This window comes from Leeuwenhoekiella nanhaiensis (assembly GCF_002744755.1).
In the GTDB taxonomy this organism is placed as follows: Bacteria; Bacteroidota; Bacteroidia; order Flavobacteriales; family Flavobacteriaceae; genus Leeuwenhoekiella; species Leeuwenhoekiella nanhaiensis.
Window position 1 is genome coordinate 453,788 of record NZ_KZ319288.1, and the last position, 24,241, is coordinate 478,028.

The following is a 24,241-nucleotide window of genomic DNA, read 5'->3' on the forward strand; positions in this document are numbered from 1 at the left end:
CTGGGTTGATTAGGCAGTAACCTCTTCAGCGGCTACGGTCTTAATCTCCTTCATCGCAGTCATAGACTCACGCAACCAGGCACCCACTTCTTCTACAGTGTGTGAGCGGATAGCGTCATTAACAGCGATTAAGGTTTTGTTGTCTACGCCATTATCGGTAGCGTAAGCTTTACCGATTACGTTAGTATCTATTTTCTTCATAAAGTCGGTAAGCATAGGCTTACAGGCATGATCAAACAGGTAACATCCGTATTCAGCAGTGTCTGAAATCACACGGTTCATCTCAAACAATTTCTTACGTGCGATGGTGTTTGCGATAAGCGGAGTTTCGTGCAAGGATTCGTAGTACGCAGACTCCTCGATGATACCGGCTTCGGTCATGGTTTCAAAAGCAAGCTCAACCCCGGCTTTAACCATTGCAACCATAAGTACCCCGTGATCGAAGTATTCCTGCTCGCTGATTTCCATACTTCCGGCAGGAGTTTTTTCAAAAGCAGTCTCTCCGGTTTCGGCACGCCATTTTAATAGGTTGGCATCATCATTAGCCCAGTCTTCCATCATTGTTTTTGAGAAATGACCGGAGATGATGTCGTCCATATGCTTGTGGAACAGCGGACGGGTGATGTCTTTAATTTCTTCAGCCAGTTCAAAAGCTTTGATTTTAGACGGATTGTTCAGACGGTCCATCATATTGGTAATACCACCGTGCTTTAAAGCTTCGGTGATGGTTTCCCAACCGTACTGAATCAATTTTGAAGCATAGCCTTTGTCAATTCCTTTTTCAATCATTTTGTTGAAGCACAGGATCGAACCGGTTTGCAACATTCCGCAAAGAATGGTTTGCTCACCCATCAGGTCACTTTTCACTTCGGCAACAAATGAAGACTCTAAAACACCCGCGCGGTTACCTCCGGTTGCTACAGCATAAGCCTTAGCTTCCTCAAGACCTTTTCCTTGCGGATCGTTTTCCGGGTGAACCGCGATGAGGGTTGGTACACCAAACCCACGCTTGTATTCCTCACGAACCTCAGAACCGGGACATTTAGGCGCACACATAATTACGGTAAGGTCTTTACGGATTTGCATGCCTTCCTCAACGATGTTAAAACCGTGGCTGTAGGCCAAAGTCGCTCCTTCTTTCATCAAAGGCATAATCGCGTTGATTACCGAAGTGTGCTGCTTGTCTGGTGTAAGGTTACATACCAGGTCTGCAGTTGGGATGAGTTCGTCGTAAGTACCTACATTAAATCCGTTATCTACCGCGTTCTTGTAGGAAGCGCGTTTTTCATTAATGGCACCTTCACGCAATGCGTACGAAATATCCAGGCCGCTGTCGCGCATATTTAAACCCTGGTTCAAACCTTGTGCACCGCAACCCACGATAACTACTTTTTTATCGCGTAATGCTTCGATCCCGTTTGAGAATTCATCAGACTCCATAAAACGGCATTTCGCCAGCTGAGCCAATTGCTCTCTAAGAGACAAGGTGTTAAAGTAATTTGACATTTTGATTCTGTTTTTATTGATTATGATTCGTTAATTTCTGTTGGATAGGGAATTGATTTACTCTGCAAATTCTTTTAAGAGCGTAGAGATTTTCATTTCGTCTTTAGTCACGGCAATGCGGCCGCTACGCACAAACTGCATGATGCCGAAAGCACTGAGCTCGCGGTACAGCAATTCGATCTCACTACGACGCCCGGCTTTTTCCAAAACAAAAAACTCTTTGTTTACAGTAACAATGCGCGCATTGCTTTCTTTTATGATATTCTGAATCTGACGTTCTTCAAAAAGCAAGTCTGACTTGATTTTAAACAGACATGTTTCCAGAAAAATCGTCTCTTCATCAGTATGGTAAAACGCTTTGATCACTTCCACCTGCTTTTCAAGCTGGCCGATGATTTTTTTCATGCGCTCTTCAGTCAGGTTGATCACAATGGTAAAGCGCGACACCCCTTCAATCTCAGAGATCGAAGTGTTAAGGCTTTCGATATTGATTTTTCTACGCTGAAATATGGCCGAAATACGGTTTAGCAAACCGATATTGTTTTCGGTATAAATAGATACGGTATAGGTTTTTATCTCGCTCATCGCTATTCTAATCTTATGTCTGAAACGGATGCTCCTGTTGGGATCATCGGGAATACGTTATCTTCTTTTTCTACTTTAACCTCAAGGAAATACGGCCCTTCTGCAGCTATCATCTCTTCAATAGCTCCGGTAAGTTCCTCACGTTTGGTCACGCGCTGGGCATCAATGTAGTACCCTTTTGCAATAGCCACAAAATCAGGGTTGATCAACTCTGTGGAAGCATAACGACGATCAAAGAACAACTGTTGCCACTGGCGCACCATCCCTAAGAAATCGTTGTTTAACACCACAATTTTTACCGGAACTTTAGTCTGGAAAATAGTTCCCAATTCCTGAATGGTCATCTGGTAACCGCCATCCCCTATGATTGCAACCACAGGACGCTCTGGAGCTCCCATTTTTGCACCTATAGCTGCCGGAAGCGCAAAGCCCATAGTACCCAAACCTCCTGAGGTCACGTTACTTTTAGACTTGTTGAATTTGGCATAACGACAGGCGATCATTTGATGCTGACCCACGTCTGAAACGATAACCGCCTCACCTTTTGAAACCGTATTGATACCCTCAAGCACCTCACCCATGGTAAGACCTTCTTTTTCTGGTTTCAAATCGTTTTTGATGATTTTATCGTATTCAATCTTATACATTTCCTTAAAGCGGTTGTGCCACTCCGGATATTCTTTTTGCTCCAATAAAGGGAGTAATGCAGCAAGGGTTTCTTTACTATCGCCAAGAACAGCGATATCTGCATTTACGTTTTTATTTACCTCAGCAGGGTCGATCTCAAAGTGTATCACTTTAGCCTGCTTCGCATAGGTCGCGAGATTCCCGGTCACCCGGTCATCAAAACGCATCCCGATTGCGATCAACACATCGCATTCATTGGTCAGCATATTAGGCCCATAGTTTCCGTGCATGCCCACCATACCCACGTTAAGCGGATGCTCGGTTGGGATTGCAGAAACACCAAGGATGGTCCATGCGGCAGGAATTCCTGATTTCTCAACAACTGCCTTAAACTCTTCTTCGGCTTTGCCTAAAATCACACCCTGACCCCAAACGATCATAGGTCTTTTTGCTGCGTTAATCATAGCTGCGGCAGCCTGTACCGACTCCGGATTCAACTTGGGAACCGGTTTGTAGCTGCGTACTGCAGTACATTTTTTATAAGCGAAATCAAACTCCTCAAACTGTGCATCTTTGGTGATGTCAATAAGAACCGGACCGGGACGACCGCTACGCGCGATGTAAAACGCCTTGGCCATCACTTCAGGAATTTCAGAAGCTTTGGTTATCTGGTAATTCCATTTAGTTACCGGAGTAGAAATACCGATGATATCGGTTTCCTGAAAGGCATCACTTCCTAACAAGTGCGAAGCTACCTGCCCGGTAATACATACCATAGGTGTAGAGTCTATTTGTGCATCGGCAATACCGGTAATCAGGTTGGTCGCACCGGGACCTGAAGTCGCGATCGCCACCCCTACTTTACCGCTTACGCGTGCATAACCCTGAGCTGCGTGAGTAGCTCCCTGCTCGTGGCGGGTAAGCACGTGATGCAACTGATCCTGGTATTTGTACAACTCGTCATAAACCGGCATAATTGCCCCTCCCGGGTAACCGTAAAGGGTATCAACGCCTTCTGCAAGCAGACACTTGATAATCGCCTCTTTACCAGTGATGCGCTGTGTAGCTTCTACAGCTGTGTCCTGCAATTTAATTGTTTGTGTATCCATAAGCCTTCTACATTTCGTCTGTCACACAACCTTTAGAAGCTGACGAGACCGTTTTAGCATATTTATAAAGTGCCCCGCGCTCAAATCTAAGTTTTGGAGCTGTCCATTTTGATCTTCTTTTTTCTAACTCTTCGTCAGAAATTTCAATATTGATTGTATTCTTAACTGCGTCGATGGCAATAATATCACCATTCTCAACCAGTGCGATGTTACCGCCTACCTGAGCTTCGGGAGATACGTGCCCCACCACAAAACCGTGAGAACCACCGGAGAAACGACCATCGGTAATCAACGCCACGTCTTTACCTAAACCGGCTCCCATAATGGAAGAAGTAGGCTTCAGCATTTCGGGCATACCGGGTCCGCCTTTTGGCCCTTCGTAGCGAATGATCACCACATCACCTTTTTTAACCTTCCCGTTTTTGATGCCTTCATTCACCGCTGCTTCACTGTCAAAAACATTGGCAGTCCCTCTAAACTCCAGACCTTCTTTTCCAGTGATTTTAGCAACAGCACCTTCAGTAGCGAGGTTACCAAAAAGAATACGGATGTGACCGCAATCTTTTATTGGCTTGTCTAAAGTGCGTACGATGTCCTGACCGTCGATCAGATTGGGAACATCTTTCAGGTTTTCAGCCAAAGTCTTTCCGGTTACGGTAAGACAGTCGCCGTGCAGCATATCATTGTCCAGCATATACTTCAATACACCGGGAATTCCGCCTACTCCATGTAAATCTTCCATCGAGTATCTTCCGCTAGGCTTTAAGTCAGCCAAAAGCGGGGTGTTATCGCTGATTTTCTGGAAATCTTTCAGCGTAAATTCAACCTGTGCTGCTTTGGCTATTGCCAAAAAGTGAAGCACCGCGTTTGTAGAACCTCCCAAAACAGTTACCAGTCTAAACGCATTTTCAAGCGATTTACGGGTAACGATATCTGAAGGTTTAATATCTTTTTCTAAAAGCAGTTTAAGCGCCTCACCAGCTTTTACACATTCCTGCTCTTTAATATTACTATCTGTAACCGCAGGGTTTGAAGAGTTAAACGGAAGCGACATACCTAAAGCTTCAATCGCTGAAGCCATCGTGTTTGCCGTGTACATCCCGCCACAAGCACCCGCACCGGGGCAGGCTTTGTGTACCACTTCTTTATATTCGTTCTCGTCGATGGTTCCGGCTACTTTCTGACCATAGGCTTCAAAAGCAGAAATGATATCGAGTTTTTTCCCATTATGACAACCGGAAGCGATGGTACCACCGTACACCAATATCGACGGACGGTTTAATCGCAACTGCGCCATCAGGGCACCCGGCATATTCTTGTCGCAACCCACCACAGTCACCAGACCGTCATAGCTCATCGCCTGCATCACGGTCTCAATAGAGTCTGCAATGATGTCGCGCGAAGGCAGCGAAAAACGCATTCCCGGAGTTCCGTTAGAGATCCCGTCGCTTACGCCAATGGTATTAAAAATTAAACCCACCATATCGGCCTGCTCAGCGCCTTTTTTGACGTAAGTAGCCAAATCATTGAGGTGCATATTACAGGGGTTACCTTCGTAACCCGTACTTGCAATGCCTATAAAAGGTTTCTTCAAATCTTCATCGGTCAGACCGATTGCGTGTAGCATTGCCTGTGCTGCCGGCAATGTGGGATCCTGAGTGACAGTTTTACTGTATTTGTTCAATTCCATTAGTATAATTCTAAGTCTAAATTAGTTATTCATTCATGTTTACCGATTTAGTCTTAAAAACCTTTGGATATACCAAAAAATCTCAAAAACTAAATAAAATACTGATTTGCAGATATTTGAATGTAAAATACTACTACGTTCAATACTGCAAAAAAGCTTGTTTTGGTTTGAAAAAAAGCGGTCAAAAAAAAACCTCCCGGCCAGCGGAAGGTTTTGAGTTATTGTATACCGTTCCGCATCAAGCTTGCCTGATGACACGAATAGAACGGATGATTACCACTTGTTTTTTCATACCCTGTAAAACTATTTATTAATTGGCGGTTAGCCTTAGCAAAAGCTGAAAAAGAGCCGGATTGCGGCAATTTTTCAAAATCCACTATTTTAAGACCGCTTTAAGAGGATTCTGTTAGCAGAACTGAAGTGGTTTCGTAATTTTAATGCAAATTTTAAAACACATTTTTATGAACTATCGCACTTTAGGCAAAACCAACCTTAAAATTTCTGAACTATCATTGGGTACGTGGCAGGTTGGCGGCAAATGGGGCTCGGGTTTTGACGACGCTCACGCTGAAAAAATAATCCATAGTGCAATCGATAGCGGAGTGAATTTTATTGACACGGCAGATGTATATGAAAACGGAATGAGCGAAGCAGCTGTAGGCCGTGTGGTTCGCAGCAGAAAAGAAAACGTTTATGTGGCAACCAAGTGCGGGCGGCAGATCAATCCGCACTTGGATGCAGGCTATACGCCAAAAGCGCTACGCAAATTTGTGGAAGACAGCCTTAAAAATACGGGGCTGGAACGTCTCGATCTCATACAACTGCACTGCCCTCCTACCGACACCTATTACAGACCGGAGATTTTCGGACTTTTTGACGATTTGAAAAAAGAGGGAAAAATTGCAAACCTGGGCGTTAGCGTTGAGAAAGTAGAAGAAGGTATCAAAGCGATGCAATACGACAACGTCACCACCGTACAAATCATCTTTAACCTGTTTAGACAGCGTCCGGCTGAGTTATTTTTTTGCGAGGCGGAAAAAAATAATGTAGGTGTGATTGTGCGGGTGCCTCTCGCCAGCGGTCTCCTTACCGGAAAGTTTGATAAAAACACTTCCTTTGATGCGGAAGACCACCGTAATTTCAACCGGGATGGCGAAGCTTTTGATAAAGGCGAAACCTTTTCAGGTGTTGACTATGAAAAAGGCATCGAAGCGGTGAATGAATTGAAACAACTTTTTCCCGATACTGACAATCTCGCTCCTGTCGCATTGCAATGGATTTTACAATATCCGGAAGTAAGCACCATCATCCCCGGTGCCTCCAAAGAAGCGCATTTGATGTCTAACCTTTCTGCTCTCGACCGAAAAAAATTGACTCAGGTGCAAATCAAAAAGATGAATGCGATTTATAAAGAGTATATCAAAGCTGATGTGCATCAGAGGTGGTAAATTCAAATATTATTATTTCTATTTTTATTGTTATTAGGTTTAAAGCTGAAGTTTGAATAGTTGGAAGGTGGACAAATAAATGCATTGTTTATTGTTCTCAATTCTCAAAACAACTCCGTATTTCTAATTTCGTATTTCCGATTTTTTACTCCAGGATTTTCCCATATTTGGTTAAATCAGGAGAAAAGCCCAGAGACTTGTAGAGTTTTCGGGCTTTTTTGTTGTCATCAAAGACGTTAAGCGTAAGCAGTTTGTAACCGCAGTCTTTGGTCCATTCTTCGGCTTTTGCCATTAGCATTTTACCAATTCCACGACCACGGGCGTCAGGCGAAACGATGATGTCTGCGATATGACCGTGGGGCTCGCGATGGTAATAGTCGGTGCCTATTTCCAGAAAGATAAAACCGAGTTGCTGTTTGGTTTCAACATCTTCAGCAATAAAAATGGCATTGTCTTCACTCCCGTCGTGAATCTCCGATTTTAAAATACGCTGATCAATATCAAGCATCACATCGGGATCGCGCCAATGCGGCAGCTCAGGGTCTGCCAGGCTTGGCAATAAATTCAGGATGAAATCGGTGTCACTTTTTTTTACGCGGCGAATGTTGATATCGGGCATGCTTTTCAGGTTTAGGGTGTTTAATGATTAAAAGATATACTTTTTAGAGAAGAGTTAAAAGGTGGAATCGTTGAATCGTAAGAAATGAATTCCTTATTCCTTATTCCTTATTCCTTATTCCTTATTCCTTATTCCTTATTCCTTATTCCTTATTCTTTATTCTTTATTCTTTATTCTTTATTCTTTATTCTTTATTCTTTATTCTTTATTCTTTATTTAAAATAAACCGTTTTCTTATTGACAAACTCCTGTATTCCGTCTGCGGAGAGTTCACGGCCATAGCCGGAAATCTTGGTGCCGCCAAAAGGTAAACGCGGATCACTTTTCACGAGTTCGTTTACAAATACGGCCCCGTCTTCAAACTGAGGAACGAGTTTTTTAGCGCGTTTCTTATCTTCCGTAAAAATGGAAACACCCAGACCAAAAGCGGATTGATTGACAAGGTCTACCGCTTCTTCTTCGGTTTTAAAAGTGGTGATGCCTATAACCGGACCAAAGGTTTCCTCTTTAAACAAAGACATTTCAGGTGTGACATCGGTAACTACGGTAGGCTCAAAATAGGCTTTATCCCGTTTCCCACCAATGAGTATTTTAGCTCCGGCTTTAACGCTGGCCTGCAGTTGTTCTTCAAGTTCTTCGGCGAGATCGGGTCGCGCCATCACCCCGATAAAGGTATCTTCGGCCATTGGATCGCCGCTTTTGAGTTCGCGTACGGCTTTGACGTATTTTTCGGTAAATGCTTCGGCAATATTCTCGTGTACAATCAAGCGCTTACCGGCGATACAGCTTTGTCCCGTATTCTGGAAACGCGCCTGTACCGTGGTTTTCAGGGTTTCGTCCAGATCACAATCCTCAAAAACCACCAGGGCATTACTACCGCCAAGCTCAAGAACCGACTTCTTAATTTCGCTTCCGGCAGTTGCCGCAACAGCGCTACCGGCCGGTTTACTTCCGGTAAGGGTAATCGCTTTAATCTTGGGATTTTTGATCACGTCTTCAATCTTCGAACTGCTTAAGGGCATATGCGTAAAACAACCTTTGGGGAAGCCCGCCCGCTCAAAGACCTTTTGAATATTATCTGCACTGCGCATCACATTACTGGCGTGTTTCAGCACCCCAATATTGCCTGCCATAAGAGCCGGAGCTGCAAAGCGGAAGACCTGCCAAAATGGATAATTCCAGGGCATTACGGCAAGCACAACACCTATGGGCGCATAACTTACATAGCTTTCTGAAGCATCCGTTTTAATGGTCTTGTCTGCCAGGTGACTTTCAGCGTGCTCGGCATAGTATTCACAAACCCAGGCGCATTTCTCAATCTCGGCGATTGACTGGCTGATGGGTTTTCCCATCTCGAGGGTCATGGTTTCAGCATATTCCTGTTTGTTCTTTTTGAGTTCGTCTGCCGCAGCCTGCATCAATTTACTGCGCTCAGAAAACGATGTCTTCCGCCAGGATAAGAACCGCTCGTGGGCGGCATCGATAGCATCGCTGGTTTGTTTTTTGGTGAATTCTTTGGTTTCAAATACAACCTCATGATTGTATGGATTTATAGACTGAATCATAGTGTTTATGCGAATATTTTCCTTAAAGTTAGCAACCGCAGGCTAAAGCCGGGGGCGGATTAAGAGCACTTTAACGGAACATCCCATCCCGGCCTACACTTCAAAGGGAAGGAGATTGAATGTCAAGAAGGTTAGTTTGTTTATAAGTCGTTTACAACTCTTTTGGCATCGTACTTGAAGCGTTTGATATAATTGTAATTTTAGAAAACTTCACTTTATGGAAACCCGGGATACCCAGTTACTTGCTTTAAGACCTTCAATTCCATCGGCTCAGGTAAACGACTCGATGAGCGCTGACGAGCAATTTCAAAACGGTACACTCAGACCGGTGGTTAAATTGCAAAACGACCTGCTTCTGGAAGCTTTTCGCAACTACATCGCCAAGCATAAAAATGTGTTTTACAACCTGACCATTGAGCGCCGTATGAATTACATCGAAAATGCGATTCAGAAAGACATCAAGTTTAGAAACAGTTTAAAAGGAATGGTGATTGGCCAGTTCACGGTTGAGGAATACCGCAGGTATATTCAAAACTCCTCTGCGCTTAACAAACGTATGATGAATCTGGTAAAGGAGCGTATTCAGAGTAATATTCAGTTGTTGGAACGAGAGCTGGCGGTGTAAGGCGGTTTGGGGTTTTCAACTATAAGCTTTTGAAGAAAGTACAACCGCTAGTAGTCAAAGTATCCTTTTAAGTCATTTTTATTACCCGAATAGGAATTGAGAAACAAACCGATGTCAGGATATATTTGCTTCACCGGCTCAGTATGATCATGAATAATTCGGTAAACTGCACGATTGTCGTCAATAGTTATATAATTTCCGTCTTGCATATCTAAAATAACATAGAGTATCTTCTCCTTAAATTCTATATCAAAAGTGTTACCAAGGTCTAATAAGTCTATTTTTTTGTTGTTCAAATCTTTTAAAATTCTTCGTAACGTTTTCTCTGTTAGATTATTATCGCCCTCAAAAAACTTCACATTTAAATGATCAACATTTATGTTTTTTAAATCAAGCACTTTTAAGGGGTTGTTATCAATATCCAGGTAAATTTTGCTTATTAGGTTTTTAAAAACGACAAGTTTCACTTTTAGAAGACTATTAGTTTTTACATTATAAATCTGCAAGCCTGAAATTTTAAAATTTTGAAGTGCCTTATTTTCAACAAAGTCAAGACTACTTCTAGTAGCTTTTTTGCGCAAAAGCTGAATAAATTTTTCCTGATGATTGAAATAATAAGCTGCAGAAAGCTCCCCGTTTTTTTGATTTTCTAAAAGAAGTGGAAACTGCTCACCCAAAATGGTTACAAGCGATTTTTCCAATTCTCGAACATTTGCGATAAACCTCCTTTTCTTAAAAAACATGAAAATTGGCAACTTTAAAGTTGTTACTAAAATGCCTAAAATATAGGGTATCGGTGCAATTGATTTACTTAAGCTGATCCCGTACCTCCATCAACGCATAACCCAATAAATTTTGACCTTTCCAAAGATTTGGGTTCAAAGCCCGTTCATCATCCTGAGCTAAACCAATACCCCAAATGGTATCAACCGGACTGGCTTCTACTAAAATGCGGTCTTTCGTATTTATCAAAAAAGTTGAGAGCTCTTTGTTTTGAGAAAACTTATGGTAATTACCCTTTACCACTATATCAAGGCGATTCTCTTCCCAGGCCTGCTGGTCAAAATTACGCACCTGCCGGCCTAGTTCTTTTACTTTACCCGGTTTAGAGCTGGAAATAATTTGGTTATAGATGTCGTGGTCCTTAAACAATAACGCCTTCTGCGCCATCATAAACTGCTCTGCATTATGATAGGTTACATCCTCGATCTCGAAAGAAACCTCATACCACTGACTAAAACATGATTTGGTGACCGAATCGGATTTCTGATGTCTCCAGAAAAAGAGAAATTTGAGATTCTCACCAGAATCAAAACGTTTGATAAGTTGGGCGTTATTCATTACTCAAAAAACTGAATCACTAAATAGTTATATCGAATGAATTAAAATCCCCCCAAACAATGCAAGTGCAAAAGCTCCGAAGGTTACTTTTTTCCATTTAACCGGAATCGTTTCACTTTTATAGACCCCATAAAGTCCAAGCGGCGGAATTAATATTAATAAGTATCCTACAATATATCGGTTGTACCATTTTTGCTTTGGTTCCATATCTCGCTATTTATTTTTCTATTACCTATAATCTAGGACTTTTCCGGAAATTAGTACTCCAGATGATGAAGTAATCTCAAATAACTTTTATTTTCCCTTTAAAATTATTACTCAAAATAAGAATCGATAATCGGGAACAGGTAGAAAAAAAATTCATGATTCAACCTTTAAACGATTAAACATAAAAAAATCCCTCCGGCATTGCTACCAAAGGGATTCTTCAATTTTTATCAATTTCAGTATACTGCCAACTGCGACTGCAGTCTGCAAACTGAATTATACATTAAACAGGAAGTGCATTACATCGCCGTCCTTTACAATGTAATTCTTTCCTTCAACGCCCATTTTACCGGCTTCCTTTACTTTGGCTTCGCTACCGTATTTTACGTAATCTTCATAGCCAATTACTTCGGCACGAATGAATCCCTTTTCAAAATCGGTATGAATCACTCCGGCTGCCTGTGGCGCGGTAGAACCGATGTTGATGGTCCAGGCCCGCACTTCTTTGACACCTGCGGTGAAATAAGTTTGTTGCTTTAGTAATTTATAAGCGGCACGAATGAGCTTTGCCGAACCCGGCTCCTCAAGACCGATATCCTGTAAAAACATCTGGCGCTCTTCGAAATCATCTAATTCGTTGATATCTGCTTCAGTACCCACCGCAAGTACTAAAACTTCAGCATTTTCTTCCTTAACCGCTTCGCGTACCTGCTCTACATAAGCGTTTCCGCTTACGGCCGAACCTTCATCTACATTACACACGTACATCACCGGCTTATCTGTGATAAACTGCAAGGGCTTTACGAAATCTGTGTAATCATCATCTGAAAACTCCAGCGCGCGAATGGATTTTCCCTGCTCCAGACCCTGCTTAATTTGGGTAAGAACGGCTTCTTCTTTCTGGGCATCTTTATTTCCGGTTCGGGAAGCTTTCTTAACTTTTTCAAGCTTTTTCTCTACGGTTTCCAGGTCTTTGAGCTGCAGCTCGATATCGATGGTTTCTTTATCGCGAATGGGATTTACCTTTCCATCCACGTGAACAATATTGTCGTTATCAAAGCAACGCAATACGTGCAGGATAGCATCGGTCTCGCGTATGTTAGCCAAAAACTGGTTTCCCAGACCTTCTCCCTTGCTCGCTCCTTTTACAAGACCGGCAATATCTACGATCTCTACCGTGGCCGGAACCACACGCTCGGGTTTTACCAGATCTTCAAGCTTAGACAAACGAGGATCAGGCACATTTACCACCCCTACGTTAGGCTCAATGGTACAAAACGGAAAGTTTGCACTCTGCGCTTTGGCATTAGACAAACAATTAAAAAGTGTTGATTTACCTACGTTAGGCAATCCTACGATACCTGCTTTCATGTCGCTCGATTTTTGAGGCGCAAATATAGGAAGCTTCGTTAAAACTCAGCCCTATTAATTAATAAGTGTTTTAAGAGGTTTGGAGTTGGATTTTGAGCAAGCTATTCGAAGATTTCGGTATTTCAGGTTATGGTTTAAAACATCCCTATAAATCGCTCTCAACTCTTTCCTTTCAGTCAGAAGATACTATACCTGGTGTTACATATACGAACTCTGCTTAATCCTTTAGATTTTGCTGTGCCTTCAGGCATAAAAAAACCCGATAAAACCGGGTTTTCGATATATTTTTTGAATACCTTCTAGTTGTGGTGCATAAAAGCTTGTTTGCCCAGCAACTCTTCTTCGGTCTCCACATGATCTTCATCAGGCACACAGCAATCTACCGGGCAAACCGCCGCGCACTGAGGCTCTTCGTGGAAGCCCATACATTCGGTACACTTATCTGGTGCGATATAGTACACCTCATCACTTATAGGCTCCTGAGCTTCTTCTGCATCGACTTCTTTTCCGTTAGGCAATACAACTTTGCCTTTCAGATCAGTCCCATCTGCATAACGCCAGTCATCTGCTCCTTCATAAATAGCGGTGTTTGGGCATTCCGGCTCACAAGCTCCGCAGTTGATGCATTCGTCTGTTATTATAATTGCCATAGTATAATCGTTTTCTAATGTGTAATTTTGGCGCCTGAAGGCACTCTTGAAAAGGATTTTTCTTAATCCTACCTAATAAATAGGCTTTAGCCTTTTTTCGGTGTGTAAAATTAAGACCTGAGTAGAACTCTACCAAACCATTTATGGATTTAAAACAAAGAATTACCGCATTCGCAAACCTCGGACAATTTTTAACTAGTTTTCTGTCAAAGGACGAAAAAACAGGGCTCAACTTAGCAGATTACAACCTGTTGACCGAAGAATTGGAGGCGGTAATTGATGCGGCTTACCGCGCAAATTCCTGGTTTACGCCAGAGCATATAAATCTCGCCTTACATTCCTGGGCAGATGCATTAAAGCAGAAAAACCTGAAGAACTGGCTCGAGCCTTATGCTATAAATACCCAAAATCCCAAAACTGTTGCCGTAATTATGGCCGGTAATCTGCCCTTGGTGGGTTTTCATGATTTTGTGAGCGTCTTGCTGAGCGGACATCACATTTTAGCCAAACTTTCAAGCGACGATAAGCTGCTGATGCCATTTCTGGCGAAAGTCTTAATTCAGCTTGAGCCGGGCTTTGCCGAAGCAATACGCTTTACCGATAAAAAACTCACCGATTACGACGCGGTTATCGCCACCGGAAGTAACAACTCTGCTCGCTATTTTGAATATTACTTTAAAGACAAGCCCCACATCATCCGCAAAAACCGAAACGCCGTAGCCGTGCTTACCGGTAATGAGACTCACGAGCAGCTGGTAGCCTTGGGGAATGACATTTTCACGTATTTTGGAATGGGATGTCGCAGTGTTTCCAAACTGTTTGTGCCAAAAGCGTATAACTTCGATGCCTTCTTTAAAGCGATGTATGAGCATAGAGAAGTAATACAACATCACAAATACGCCAACAATTACGATTACAATAAAGCGGTGTATTTAATGAGCCTCTTCCCTATTCTGGACAATGAGTTTATGGTTTTGAAGGAAGATGAAAATTTCTCTTCTCCCATCTCCGTAATCTTTTATGGATACTACGAATCAGAAGATGCGCTCAGAGCACATTTAAATGCCAAATCCGAAGAAATACAGTGCGTTGTGGCTTCCGGTTTTGATGCCGGCGAAATTGCTTTTGGGCAGGCTCAAAAACCCAAACTTCACGATTATGCAGACGGTGTGGATACCGTTGCATTTTTATTAAAAATATAATTGAATTACCTACATAATTTATTGATTTCTTAAGCTCTTTTGACAAGCTTTTCCACATCTTTGCATGGCTTTTTAAAACGCAGTTGCGTTTGCAGAGATTCCCTTGAAATTCTCACGCATTGTGTGCGAAAAGCCGTAATTTTTCGACCTGAAAACTAATTGGATCAGACCAAATATTCAACCCATGAAAAAACATAATTTCAGTGCCGGCCCAAGTATACTTCCACAGGAAGTTCTGAAGCAGGCCTCTGACGCCGTATTAAATTTTAACAACCTTAATCTTTCCCTTTTGGAAATCTCACACCGCAGCAAAGACTTTGTGGATGTGATGGAAGAAGCCCGCGAACTCGCTCTTGAGCTTATGGGTCTTGAAGGTAAAGGTTATAAAGCGCTTTTCTTACAGGGAGGTGCAAGTATGCAGTTTGTTATGGCTGCCTACAATCTTCTGGAAAATAAAGCCGGTTACCTGAACACAGGTACCTGGAGTGATAAAGCCATTAAAGAAGCTAAGCTTTTTGGCGAAGTGGTAGAAGTAGCGAGTTCAAAAGACAAAAACTTCAACTACATTCCTAAAAACTACAGCGTTCCTTCAGATTTAGATTATCTGCACGTAACGACTAACAACACCATTTTTGGTACCCAACTGAAAGAAATTCCACAGACAGATGTTCCTTTGATAGCCGATATGAGTAGTGATATTTTCTCACGCAACATCGACTTTTCAAAATTCGGAATCATTTACGCCGGGGCTCAGAAAAATATGGGGCCTGCAGGTACTACATTAGTTGTGATCAAGGAAGATCTTTTGGGTAAAGTAACCCGCCAGATCCCCAATATGCTTGATTATGCGCAGCACGTTTCTAAAGGAAGCATGTACAACACGCCTCCGGTTTTTGCCGTTTACACGTCTTTACTAACTATGCGTTGGTTAAAGAGCAAAGGTGGTATCAGCGCTATCGAAGAAGAAAACGAGAAAAAAGCAACGCTTATCTATTCCGAAATTGATCTGAATCCGTTGTTTACCGGTTTTGCAGCTAAAGAGGACCGTTCTATAATGAACGCAACCTTTAATCTTTCTGAAGACAACCTGAAGGAAACCTTTGACGCGATGGTAAAAGAAGCCGGCATTAGTGGTGTTAACGGTCACCGTAGTGTAGGGGGTTACCGCGCTTCGATGTACAACGCGCTTCCCCTTAAGAGTGTAGGTGTTCTGGTAGATGTGATGAGCGAATTAGAGCGCAAAGCCTAAAAACCAACTATTAAATTTCAAAATAAAAACATGAAAGTTTTAGCAAATGATGGGATTTCTCAATCTGGCGTAGATGCTCTGGAAGCAGCCGGTTTTGAAGTGATCACCACAAAAGTTGCTCAGGAGCAGCTGGAAAACTATATCAACGAGCATAACGTAGACGCGCTGCTGGTGCGTAGCGCTACCAAAGTGCGTAAAGATCTTATCGATGCCTGCCCAAGCCTGAAGTTAATAGGTCGTGGTGGTGTTGGTATGGATAATATTGACGTACAATACGCTAAAGACAAAGGATTGAGCGTGATCAATACGCCTGCCTCTTCTTCAGCTTCTGTAGCCGAACTTGTTTTTGCTCACTTGTACGGTGGGGTACGTTTCCTATACGATTCTAACCGCAACATGCCTTTAGAGGGTGAGTCTAAGTTTGGTGAACTTAAAAAAGCGTATGCAAACGGTGTTGAGCTTCGCGGAAAGACTTTAGGTGTTATTGGTTTTGGCCGAATTGGTCAGGCGACTGCCAAGGTGGCCTTAGGTGCCGGAATGAAGGTGATTTATTCTGACCCGTATATGGAAAAAGCCGAAGTAAAACTTGATTTCTTCGACGGACAGGAAGTGACTTTTAAATTTGAGAGCAAATCGAAAGAAGACGTTCTTAAGGAAGCTGACTTTATCACCCTTCACGTTCCTGCACAAAAGGAATATGTGATTGGCAAAGCCGAATTGGAACTGATGAAAGACGGCGCCGGTCTGGTAAATGCAGCCCGTGGTGGTGTGGTTGATGAGATTGCACTCATCGATGCATTAGACAGCGGTAAACTGGCCTTTGCTGCTTTAGATGTATTTGAAAGCGAACCCAAACCTGAAATTAGAATTCTGATGCATCCTAAAATTTCGTTATCTCCGCACATTGGTGCCGCGACAAACGAAGCTCAGGATCGCATTGGTACCGAGCTTGCTGAACAGATCGCTTCGATCTTAAAAGACTAGTTCACAACATATAAAAACAAAAAGCCGAATAGTTTTATTCGGCTTTTTTTATGCGCATCTGTTAATTTTTTAACGATTATAAGTATCTTTAAAACAGAAACTAAAACCAATCGAAAACATGTCAGGATTATTAGATTTATTAAACAGCGATCTGGGTAAAAAGCTTATCAGTGGAGCAAGCGCAGAAACCGGCGCTTCCGAAAGTAAAACAGCAGACGTACTAAGCATGGCCCTGCCTGTATTACTGGGTGCCATGAAAAAAAATGCCTCTACTCAGGAGGGCGCTTCCGGACTTATGGGTGCGCTCAGTAAAAAACACGATGGCAGTATTCTGGACAATCTGGGTAGTATTTTAGGCGGCGGAAGTGTAGACCGGGAGGTGATGCAGGACGGAGCCGGAATTTTAGGTCACGTTTTAGGCGGAAAACAACCCGTTGTAGAAAATACTCTAAGTCAAAAAACCGGATTAGATGCCGGCACAGTAGCTCAAATTTTGAAGATTGCAGCTCCGGTGCTTCTGGGAATAATCGGTAAACAGACCAAACAGAATAATGTAAACGACTCAGACGGTCTTACTGGGATTCTGGGCAGTATGCTGGGAGGTCAGCCCCGCGAAAACCAAAGCCTTATTGAAAAACTCATAGATGCTGACGGCGATGGCAGTGTACAGGATGATGTAGCCGATATGGTATTGGGGTCTAATAAAAAGAAAGGCGGCCTGGGCGGTATGCTGGGCGGACTTTTCGGTAAATAAAAAATCTGAATTATCAGAAGCCGCTCCAGTAGCGGCTTTTTTTATGCCTAGACTTTAAATCCAATTTTTGTACTTTTAAAAGAAAAAGAAATGAGAACCTTTATATACTTCCTTGTAGTAGCAGCATTTGTGTACGGCTGTGCCAGTACCCAAAATGATAAACAAATGGGCTCTTCAGACCCTGTGGCAACTGCTAACGATACCGTGCGTATTGCCAACGACAGTTTAGAGTATGAAATCATTATTATAGAGCCCGGTTTCAACACCTTTCTCAACTCCATTGCACGGCCGGAAGGCTATTATTCGCAATCCTATCTGGAGAACAAAAACCAGTTCCTCGTTACAGAATATAACCAGCGGGTACAGCAGCCTTTCCGCTTTGACCCGAACCTCTATCCGCAGCAAATTGACTACAACAGCCAGATTGACTATGGGTATGAAGTAAATTATAAACTCTACAATTACTTTGTGTATTTCAGCCGGCAATACAATCAGCGGTTTGGAGTTCCCACACGCATTTAGGCAAGGCTATTCAAAGACAGAATAGTATATTTGCCGCGTGAAAAAATTCAAAGAAAACTGGGAGATTACCCAAAACTGGCAACTCATTTATCCTGCGCTGGGCATCTTGCTAGCTTTAGGCTTTGGTTTACTGATCGCCACGCGTTTTGACGGCTTTTTGGTTGGCAAACCCGTTCAGCAAGGCATTTTTCTGGCCGCTGTTACCTTGATCCTAACCTATATCTTTATTGTAATCAGTCTTTTTTGTTTTAGAAAACTGAAAAACCGCTGGATTTTAGAATACCGCTGGCAGTTTATAGCTGTTTTCATGGTATTTGCCATAACCGGAAGCACTGCAGGCCGCATTTCAAGCCCCGTAATGCAGTTCTTAGGATTGGGGAGTGATGCTATTTCGGGTTGGCTCTACTGGCCTCTGCGTATTTTATTGATTTTTCCGCTCTATCAAATACTCCTGCTCATCGTAGCGTGGATTTTTGGGCAATACAAATTCTTCTACCAGTTTGAAAAGAAAATGCTCAGCCGTATGGGCCTTGGGTTTCTTTTTAAGTGATTGAAGATTTCTTATTTATTATTCTGGTGTTGCTATTTTCAGATTGCGGTTTGTGGTTTGCGGTTTTCTGTTTACCGTTTTAAGCTTATAGTACATTTTGCTTTGTATTTCTAATTTCGTACTTCGTATTTCAAACCTGCCCACTGCTACTGCCCACTGTATTTCACAATAAATCTCTTACTTCTCACTTCTTCCCCTGCTCGGGTTGCTCAAACAAATCAAGCACTGCTGCTCCAAGGAATTCAACAATTGTTCCAGCGGTTAGTGCTTCGTAGGCAGTATGATTTACAGCAAGATCTCCTGCTTTACCGTGTAAGTAGGTGCCAAAAATAGCCGCGGTAAGCGGGTCGTATCCCTGAGCGATGAGTCCGGTGATTACGCCGGTAAGTACGTCGCCACTTCCACCAGTTGCCATCCCGGGATTGCCTGTGTTGTTCACGTAATAGTTACCCTCAAAAACCACGATGGTATGCGCGTCTTTACACACCAAAACACAATTGTATTCCGCAGAAAAAGCTTCGGCCTTCTCCAGTTTTTCAAAATCATCGTTCCACTCCCCAATCAGGCGCTCCAGTTCTTTAGGATGCGGAGTTAAAACAGAATATTTTGGCAGTAACTTCAGCAAATCACGATCTTTTGCCAGCATATTCAGGCCGTCAGCATCAACAACCAGAGGCGTTTTATTCGACTTTAAAAAGGCTTTGAACGCCTCTTGCGTGGCTTTCTCAGTTCCCAAACCGGGACCAATACCAATCACATCAGGCTCCAGATCAAACTTCAGCTCTTCTAAATAAGTGCCGTCGTGACGATCGGTAACGACCATCACTTCAGGCAGTGCAGTTTGTAAAATGGGTAAGCCCTGGCGCGTGGTATAAGCCGTGGTGAGGCCGGCACCGGCGTGCAGGCAGGCTTTACTGCTCAGGACAGCTGCTCCCATTTTGCCATAGCTTCCGGCGACGATGAGTGCGTGACCGTAAGTCCCCTTATGGCTGAATTTCTGCCGCGGTCGGTACATTTGGCGGGCTTCGGTTTTATCGATCAATTGGGCTTTGGTCTTTACCGAATTGAGGTAATTTCGGTCTAAACCAATATCGAGCACATCCCAGTTATTGATGTATTTTCCGCTTTGCGGAAGAAAAAACGCAAGCTTGGGTGTCTGAAAGCTGAGCACCACTGTGGGATGTACCATTGTATCTTCGGGAAACTGCCGATCTACTGCCATCCCGGAAGGCACATCAACAGACAACACATAAGCACCGCTGGTATTTATTTTCTGAAACAACTCCTGCACCCAGTCGTCTGCGGGACGGTTAAGACCAATCCCAAAAACACAATCCACAATCAGATCTTCACGAGCGATTTCGGGGAAATCATCGGCAGATTTGAGAACCTGCGGCCAGTTTTTAGTCTTTCCTTTTAAAGCTTCCAGCGCCTGCAAAAAATCTTTGCTGCGCTTGTCGCTGTAATTGACCACGTAAGTCGTAACGCTGTAGTTATGTTCAATGAGGTTACGGGCAATGACGAGACCATCTCCCCCGTTATTTCCTATTCCGCAAAAGATCTTGATGTTAACCGGCTGACCCTGCAAACGCTGGTGCAAATATTCAAAAGCATAGCCACCTGCGCGTTCCATCAAGTTAATTGACGGGATTGCTTCGGCTTCTATAGTTGCTTTATCGGCTTCATAAACCTGATCTTTACTCAGTATTTTCATTTATAAGATTTTATTAGGAACAGCTAATCTATTAACCACCTGATTCGGAATTTATAGAAAAGTGTGACGGATTAAAAATTTCGTAAGGATAAGCGGCAAGTCTGCATTTAATTACGGATTATTCGGTTTAAATGGATATCCTTGTAAAATCCCTAAAAATGACAGTTTAAGCTTGTGCTTACCCGTAAAAATAATACTTTTGAAACCAACAGTTAAGCACTTATGAAAGCAATTAACACAACGTTTACTTCTAACATCGCGGCCACCGGTCTTGCGATTGCTTTCATTATTATTACCCCTTTGGGGTATCGTAATAACATATAACCTTCTCAACTGCTCGTGTTTACACGAAAAAAACTCATTTTTAAAACCTTTCAAACACAAAAGCCATGCGTGTTTTAAAATTTGGCGGTACTTCTGTAGGAAGCGTCGCAAACATCAATCAAGTCATAAAAATCGTTTCGGAGGAAGCTAAAAACGACCGCATCTGTGTGGTTGTGTCTGCAGTAGGCGGCGTAACCGATATGCTTATGCAATGCGGCCTGCAGGCAGCTAAAAAAGAAAATTATAATCCGGTTTTTAAAGAACTTGAAGCCAAACATCTTCAGTTTGTAAGCGAACTCGTTCCCAACGACACCGAAGCTGTTGAAGAAACACAGGGACTTCTCAACGACCTGAACTCTTTATTGAACGGGATTTACCTGATAAACGAATTATCTCCCAAAACGGTAGATAAACTTTTAGCCTACGGCGAAATTCTTTCATCATCGATCATTGCCCGCGCTATGTATGCGCAGGGTCTGGATGCTGCCCGTAAAGACAGCCGCGATTTGATCACCACAAACGACAAGCACACCAAAGCCGGTGTTAACTACAAAGTGACTAACAGTCAGCTGGAATACTATTTCGCAAAAGCGAAACAGCAAATCACCGTATTACCGGGGTTTATTGCAAGTTCGGCCAGCGGTGAGACCACTACCCTAGGCCGTGGAGGTTCTGACTTTACTGCAGCCATTGTTGCTGCTGCACTTGACGTAGATCAGGTAGAAATCTACACCGACGTTAGCGGCATGTACACCGCAAACCCAAAACTGGTAAAACAGGCCAAACCCATCGAAAGCATTTCGTATCACGAGGCGATGGAATTGTCGCATTTTGGGGCCAAAGTACTCTACCCGCCCACTATTGTGCCGGTAATGAGTAAAAACATTCCCATTCGCATTAAAAATACTATGGCTCCTGAAGATGCCGGAACTTTAATCCACAACAAGGAAGGCTTCAGCGACAACCCCATAAAAGGGCTCAGCAATATCAACAACATCGCCTTGCTTACGCTTGAAGGCGGCGGAATGGTAGGCATACCCGGAATCAGCAAGCGTTTGTTTGAAACCTTGAGCAATCAGGGCATCAACATCATCCTGATCACACAGGCCTCGAGCGAGCACAGCATTTGTCTGGGCGTCATGGAAGAAGACGCCGGGAAAGCCAAAAATGCCATTGACGAGGAGTTTCAGTATGAGATTTCACTCAATAAAATTGATCCTTTAAGCCTGGAAATCGGTTTGAGCATCATCGCATTGGTGGGTGACCAGATGAAAAGTCATCAGGGCATCAGCGGGAAGATGTTTAGTACCCTGGGCAAAAACAACGTAAACATACGCGCTATCGCGCAGGGAGCAAGTGAAAAGAACATCTCTGCGGTTATCGCGCAAAAAGACGTTAAAAAGGCTCTAAACAGCCTTCACGAGCGTTTCTTTGAGGCACAGCGCAAGCAGCTTAACCTGTTTATCACCGGTGTGGGTAATGTGGGCGAAAAATTGCTCAACCAGATCAACCAGCAACAGGAGTATTTAAAGAAACACCTTAACATCAATATGCGCGTGCTGGGGCTTAGCAACTCCCGAAAAATGCTTGTTGATGAAAACGGAATCGACCTGGACAACTGGAAAGCCCTACTGGAGGCGGGAGAACCTGCGACTTTAGATGGTTTTCACGAAGCTGTGGTTAACCAGAATCAGCGTAACAGTATTTTTGTAGACATCACCGCAAACGCAGATGTGGCCGATATGTACGGCAAATACCTGAAACAAAGTGTCGCTGTGGTGGCCTGCAACAAGATCGCTGCCTCGTCTGAATTCAGCAAGTACAGCGAACTCAAGCGTCTGAGCAAGGCGTATAACGCTCCGCTGCTGTTTGAAACCAACGTGGGTGCCGGTTTACCCATTATTGACACGCTAAATAACCTGATCGCTTCGGGTGACCGCGTCAATCGCATTCAGGCGGTGTTGTCCGGTAGTTTGAATTTTGTGTTCAACAACTTTAAGTCGGGCGAAAGCTTTCACGATGTGGTTCAGGCTGCAAAAGCGGAAGGATATACCGAACCCGATCCGCGTATCGACCTGAGCGGTGTGGACGTTGCCCGAAAGATTTTGATCCTTGCACGCGAGAGCGGACTCAAAATAAATCTGGAAGATATTGCCAACGAACCTTTCTTAACTGAAAAAAACCTAAACAGTACCGATGTTCCGCATTTCTTTGAAACGCTTAAGGAAGATGCCACGCATTTTGAAAAACTGGTTGCCGATGCCGAAGCCAAAAACCACCGCCTGAAATATGTGGCACAGCTTGATAATGGCAAAGCCAGCGTTGGTTTACAAAGTGTTCCTGAAGGACATCCGTTCTACGATCTGAAAGGGTCTGACAACATCGTATTGTTCTTTACAGACCGCTATCCCGAGCAACCTATGCAGATCAAAGGTGCAGGTGCCGGTGGCGACGTTACCGCATCAGGTTTGTTTGCAGACATCATCAGAACAGCTACTTATTAAAATCGGAAAAAACAAAATCAGAAGTACGAAGTCCTGCTAGTAGTACTTAATCATTGCTACGGACTTTAAATTTTGATTTTTCAATCTTGAATTAACAATGAACGAAATACGTGTTTTTTCACCGGCAACGGTAGCCAATGTAAACTGTGGTTTTGATGTTTTGGGTTTTGCGCTGGACGGTCTGGGCGACGAGATGGTTTTAAGAAAAGTTCCGCAAAAAGGAATCACCATCACTAGGATTGAAGGCGCAGACTTGCCTTACGAAGCTAAAGAAAATGTTGTGGGTGTCGCCGGTCTTGCGATGATCGAAGCTTTAGATCTGGATTTTGGTTTTGAAATCGAAATTTACAAAAACATCAGATTGGGAAGCGGTGTGGGCAGCAGTGCCGCAAGTGCCGCCGGAATTGTTTTTGGGATCAATCAATTTTTAGAAAAACCACTTACCAATCTTGAACTGACTGCTTTTGGGATGAAAGGCGAAGCGGTTGCCAGCGGCAATGAGCACGCAGACAATGTGGCTCCGTGTATCTATGGTGGCTTTACCTTGATAACCGGTTATGAACCGCTTAAAATTGTTTCGCTTCCGGTGCCCGAAGAATTGTATGTAACCATCATTCACCCGCATATTACGATCAAGACCAAAGAAGCCCGGGCGATTTTGCCTAAAGAAGTTTCGCTTCAAAATGCGATCAAACAAACCGGAAATCTGGCCGGACTCATCGCCGGACTTTACGAAGCCGATTACGAATTGATCGGGAACAGTACGCAGGATTTTCTGGTAGAACCCTACCGTAAAAATCTGATTCCCGATTTTGATTTTTATAAGGTAACTGCCCTCAAAAACGGTGGTTTAGCTTTTGGAATCAGCGGCTCAGGACCTTCAATGTTTACCTTAAGCAAAGGAAAGGAAAATGCTGGTAATGTTGAACTTGCACTTAAAGAAGCTCTAAAAACTAAAAATATGGAAAGCGATAGTTATGTTTCACCGGTTTCTAAACACGGAAACCGAATTTTAGAACAAAACTAATCGCATTATTTTGTTGATTCGGAAAAATTCCTAGTTGTAGGAAAACCGATAAACAACAACCAAACAAC

General features: G+C 43.2%; 22 protein-coding genes. 10 read left to right on the forward strand and 12 right to left on the reverse strand.

The features are described from left to right. Positions 1-9: 9 nt before the first annotated feature. Genes ilvC through ilvD form a run of 4 tightly spaced genes read right to left on the reverse strand, consistent with a single transcriptional unit; the run spans position 10 to position 5,517 of the window. A complete protein-coding gene (ilvC, locus tag CJ305_RS05720) occupies positions 10-1,506 on the reverse strand; it encodes a ketol-acid reductoisomerase (RefSeq protein WP_099645281.1) in 1,497 nt (498 codons plus the stop codon). Between the two features lie 57 nt (positions 1,507-1,563). Continuing rightward, positions 1,564-2,091, reverse strand: coding sequence for an acetolactate synthase small subunit (gene ilvN / locus CJ305_RS05725; protein WP_099645282.1), 528 nt, complete (start codon positions 2,089-2,091; stop codon positions 1,564-1,566). Between the two features lie 2 nt (positions 2,092-2,093). Beyond that, the gene (gene ilvB, locus CJ305_RS05730; RefSeq protein WP_099645283.1) at positions 2,094-3,827 is read right to left on the reverse strand and encodes a biosynthetic-type acetolactate synthase large subunit; all 1,734 of its coding nucleotides are present in this window, start codon (positions 3,825-3,827) and stop codon (positions 2,094-2,096) included. 7 nt (positions 3,828-3,834) lie between these two features. Further along, on the reverse strand, positions 3,835-5,517 hold the full coding sequence (gene ilvD / locus CJ305_RS05735; RefSeq protein WP_099645284.1) for a dihydroxy-acid dehydratase: 1,683 nt from the start codon (positions 5,515-5,517) through the stop codon (positions 3,835-3,837). Positions 5,518-5,978: 461 nt separating this feature from the next. Between ilvD and CJ305_RS05745 the strand changes: the two genes are divergently transcribed. Next, positions 5,979-6,965 (forward strand): aldo/keto reductase, encoded by a 987-nt coding sequence (locus CJ305_RS05745; RefSeq protein WP_099645286.1) that lies wholly within the window; start codon positions 5,979-5,981, stop codon positions 6,963-6,965. Positions 6,966-7,110: 145 nt separating this feature from the next. Here CJ305_RS05745 and CJ305_RS05750 read toward each other — a convergent pair whose 3' ends face one another. Beyond that, the gene (locus tag CJ305_RS05750; protein WP_099645287.1) at positions 7,111-7,584 is read right to left on the reverse strand and encodes a GNAT family N-acetyltransferase; all 474 of its coding nucleotides are present in this window, start codon (positions 7,582-7,584) and stop codon (positions 7,111-7,113) included. A 212-nt stretch (positions 7,585-7,796) separates the two neighbouring features. Next, a complete protein-coding gene (locus CJ305_RS05760) occupies positions 7,797-9,149 on the reverse strand; it encodes an NAD-dependent succinate-semialdehyde dehydrogenase (protein WP_099645288.1) in 1,353 nt (450 codons plus the stop codon). A 217-nt stretch (positions 9,150-9,366) separates the two neighbouring features. Between CJ305_RS05760 and CJ305_RS05765 the strand changes: the two genes are divergently transcribed. After that, a complete protein-coding gene (locus CJ305_RS05765) occupies positions 9,367-9,774 on the forward strand; it encodes a glyoxalase (RefSeq protein ID WP_099645289.1) in 408 nt (135 codons plus the stop codon). Positions 9,775-9,821: 47 nt separating this feature from the next. Here the strand turns inward: CJ305_RS05765 and CJ305_RS05770 are convergent, their stop codons facing one another. From CJ305_RS05770 to CJ305_RS05790, 5 genes are all read right to left on the reverse strand, one after another. Beyond that, positions 9,822-10,475 (reverse strand): hypothetical protein, encoded by a 654-nt coding sequence (locus CJ305_RS05770; protein WP_143469352.1) that lies wholly within the window; start codon positions 10,473-10,475, stop codon positions 9,822-9,824. A 106-nt stretch (positions 10,476-10,581) separates the two neighbouring features. Next, positions 10,582-11,115, reverse strand: a complete 534-nt coding sequence (locus CJ305_RS05775) for an NADAR family protein (RefSeq protein ID WP_099645291.1) — start codon at positions 11,113-11,115, stop codon at positions 10,582-10,584. A 27-nt stretch (positions 11,116-11,142) separates the two neighbouring features. Then, entirely contained in the window at positions 11,143-11,322 is a 180-nt protein-coding gene (locus CJ305_RS05780) for a hypothetical protein (protein WP_099645292.1), read from the reverse strand. Positions 11,323-11,598: 276 nt separating this feature from the next. Then, positions 11,599-12,693 carry a redox-regulated ATPase YchF gene (ychF, locus tag CJ305_RS05785; RefSeq protein ID WP_099645293.1) on the reverse strand — a complete coding sequence of 365 codons (1,095 nt, stop codon included), beginning with the start codon at positions 12,691-12,693 and terminating at the stop codon, positions 11,599-11,601. A 299-nt stretch (positions 12,694-12,992) separates the two neighbouring features. Then, entirely contained in the window at positions 12,993-13,343 is a 351-nt protein-coding gene (locus CJ305_RS05790) for a 4Fe-4S dicluster domain-containing protein (protein WP_099645294.1), read from the reverse strand. Positions 13,344-13,486: 143 nt separating this feature from the next. Here CJ305_RS05790 and CJ305_RS05795 point away from each other — a divergent pair, with 143 nt between their 5' ends. From CJ305_RS05795 to CJ305_RS05820, 6 genes are all read left to right on the forward strand, one after another. Continuing rightward, entirely contained in the window at positions 13,487-14,545 is a 1,059-nt protein-coding gene (locus CJ305_RS05795) for an acyl-CoA reductase (protein WP_099645295.1), read from the forward strand. Between the two features lie 184 nt (positions 14,546-14,729). Then, the gene (gene serC / locus CJ305_RS05800) at positions 14,730-15,794 is read left to right on the forward strand and encodes a 3-phosphoserine/phosphohydroxythreonine transaminase (RefSeq protein WP_099645296.1); all 1,065 of its coding nucleotides are present in this window, start codon (positions 14,730-14,732) and stop codon (positions 15,792-15,794) included. Between the two features lie 30 nt (positions 15,795-15,824). After that, on the forward strand, positions 15,825-16,778 hold the full coding sequence (locus tag CJ305_RS05805; RefSeq protein ID WP_099645297.1) for a D-2-hydroxyacid dehydrogenase: 954 nt from the start codon (positions 15,825-15,827) through the stop codon (positions 16,776-16,778). Positions 16,779-16,896: 118 nt separating this feature from the next. Beyond that, entirely contained in the window at positions 16,897-17,532 is a 636-nt protein-coding gene (locus tag CJ305_RS05810) for a DUF937 domain-containing protein (protein WP_099645298.1), read from the forward strand. Between the two features lie 90 nt (positions 17,533-17,622). Then, on the forward strand, positions 17,623-18,054 hold the full coding sequence (locus CJ305_RS05815; RefSeq protein ID WP_099645299.1) for a DUF6146 family protein: 432 nt from the start codon (positions 17,623-17,625) through the stop codon (positions 18,052-18,054). A 37-nt stretch (positions 18,055-18,091) separates the two neighbouring features. Continuing rightward, entirely contained in the window at positions 18,092-18,604 is a 513-nt protein-coding gene (locus tag CJ305_RS05820; RefSeq protein ID WP_099645300.1) for a DUF6787 family protein, read from the forward strand. A gap of 184 nt (positions 18,605-18,788) precedes the next feature. Here CJ305_RS05820 and CJ305_RS05825 read toward each other — a convergent pair whose 3' ends face one another. Further along, the gene (locus CJ305_RS05825) at positions 18,789-20,318 is read right to left on the reverse strand and encodes an NAD(P)H-hydrate dehydratase (RefSeq protein ID WP_099645301.1); all 1,530 of its coding nucleotides are present in this window, start codon (positions 20,316-20,318) and stop codon (positions 18,789-18,791) included. Between the two features lie 389 nt (positions 20,319-20,707). Between CJ305_RS05825 and thrA the strand changes: the two genes are divergently transcribed. Beyond that, positions 20,708-23,146 carry a bifunctional aspartate kinase/homoserine dehydrogenase I gene (thrA, locus tag CJ305_RS05830; RefSeq protein WP_099645302.1) on the forward strand — a complete coding sequence of 813 codons (2,439 nt, stop codon included), beginning with the start codon at positions 20,708-20,710 and terminating at the stop codon, positions 23,144-23,146. Between the two features lie 97 nt (positions 23,147-23,243). Further along, positions 23,244-24,173, forward strand: a complete 930-nt coding sequence (locus CJ305_RS05835; RefSeq protein WP_099645303.1) for a homoserine kinase — start codon at positions 23,244-23,246, stop codon at positions 24,171-24,173. The last annotated feature ends 68 nt before the right edge of the window (positions 24,174-24,241 follow it).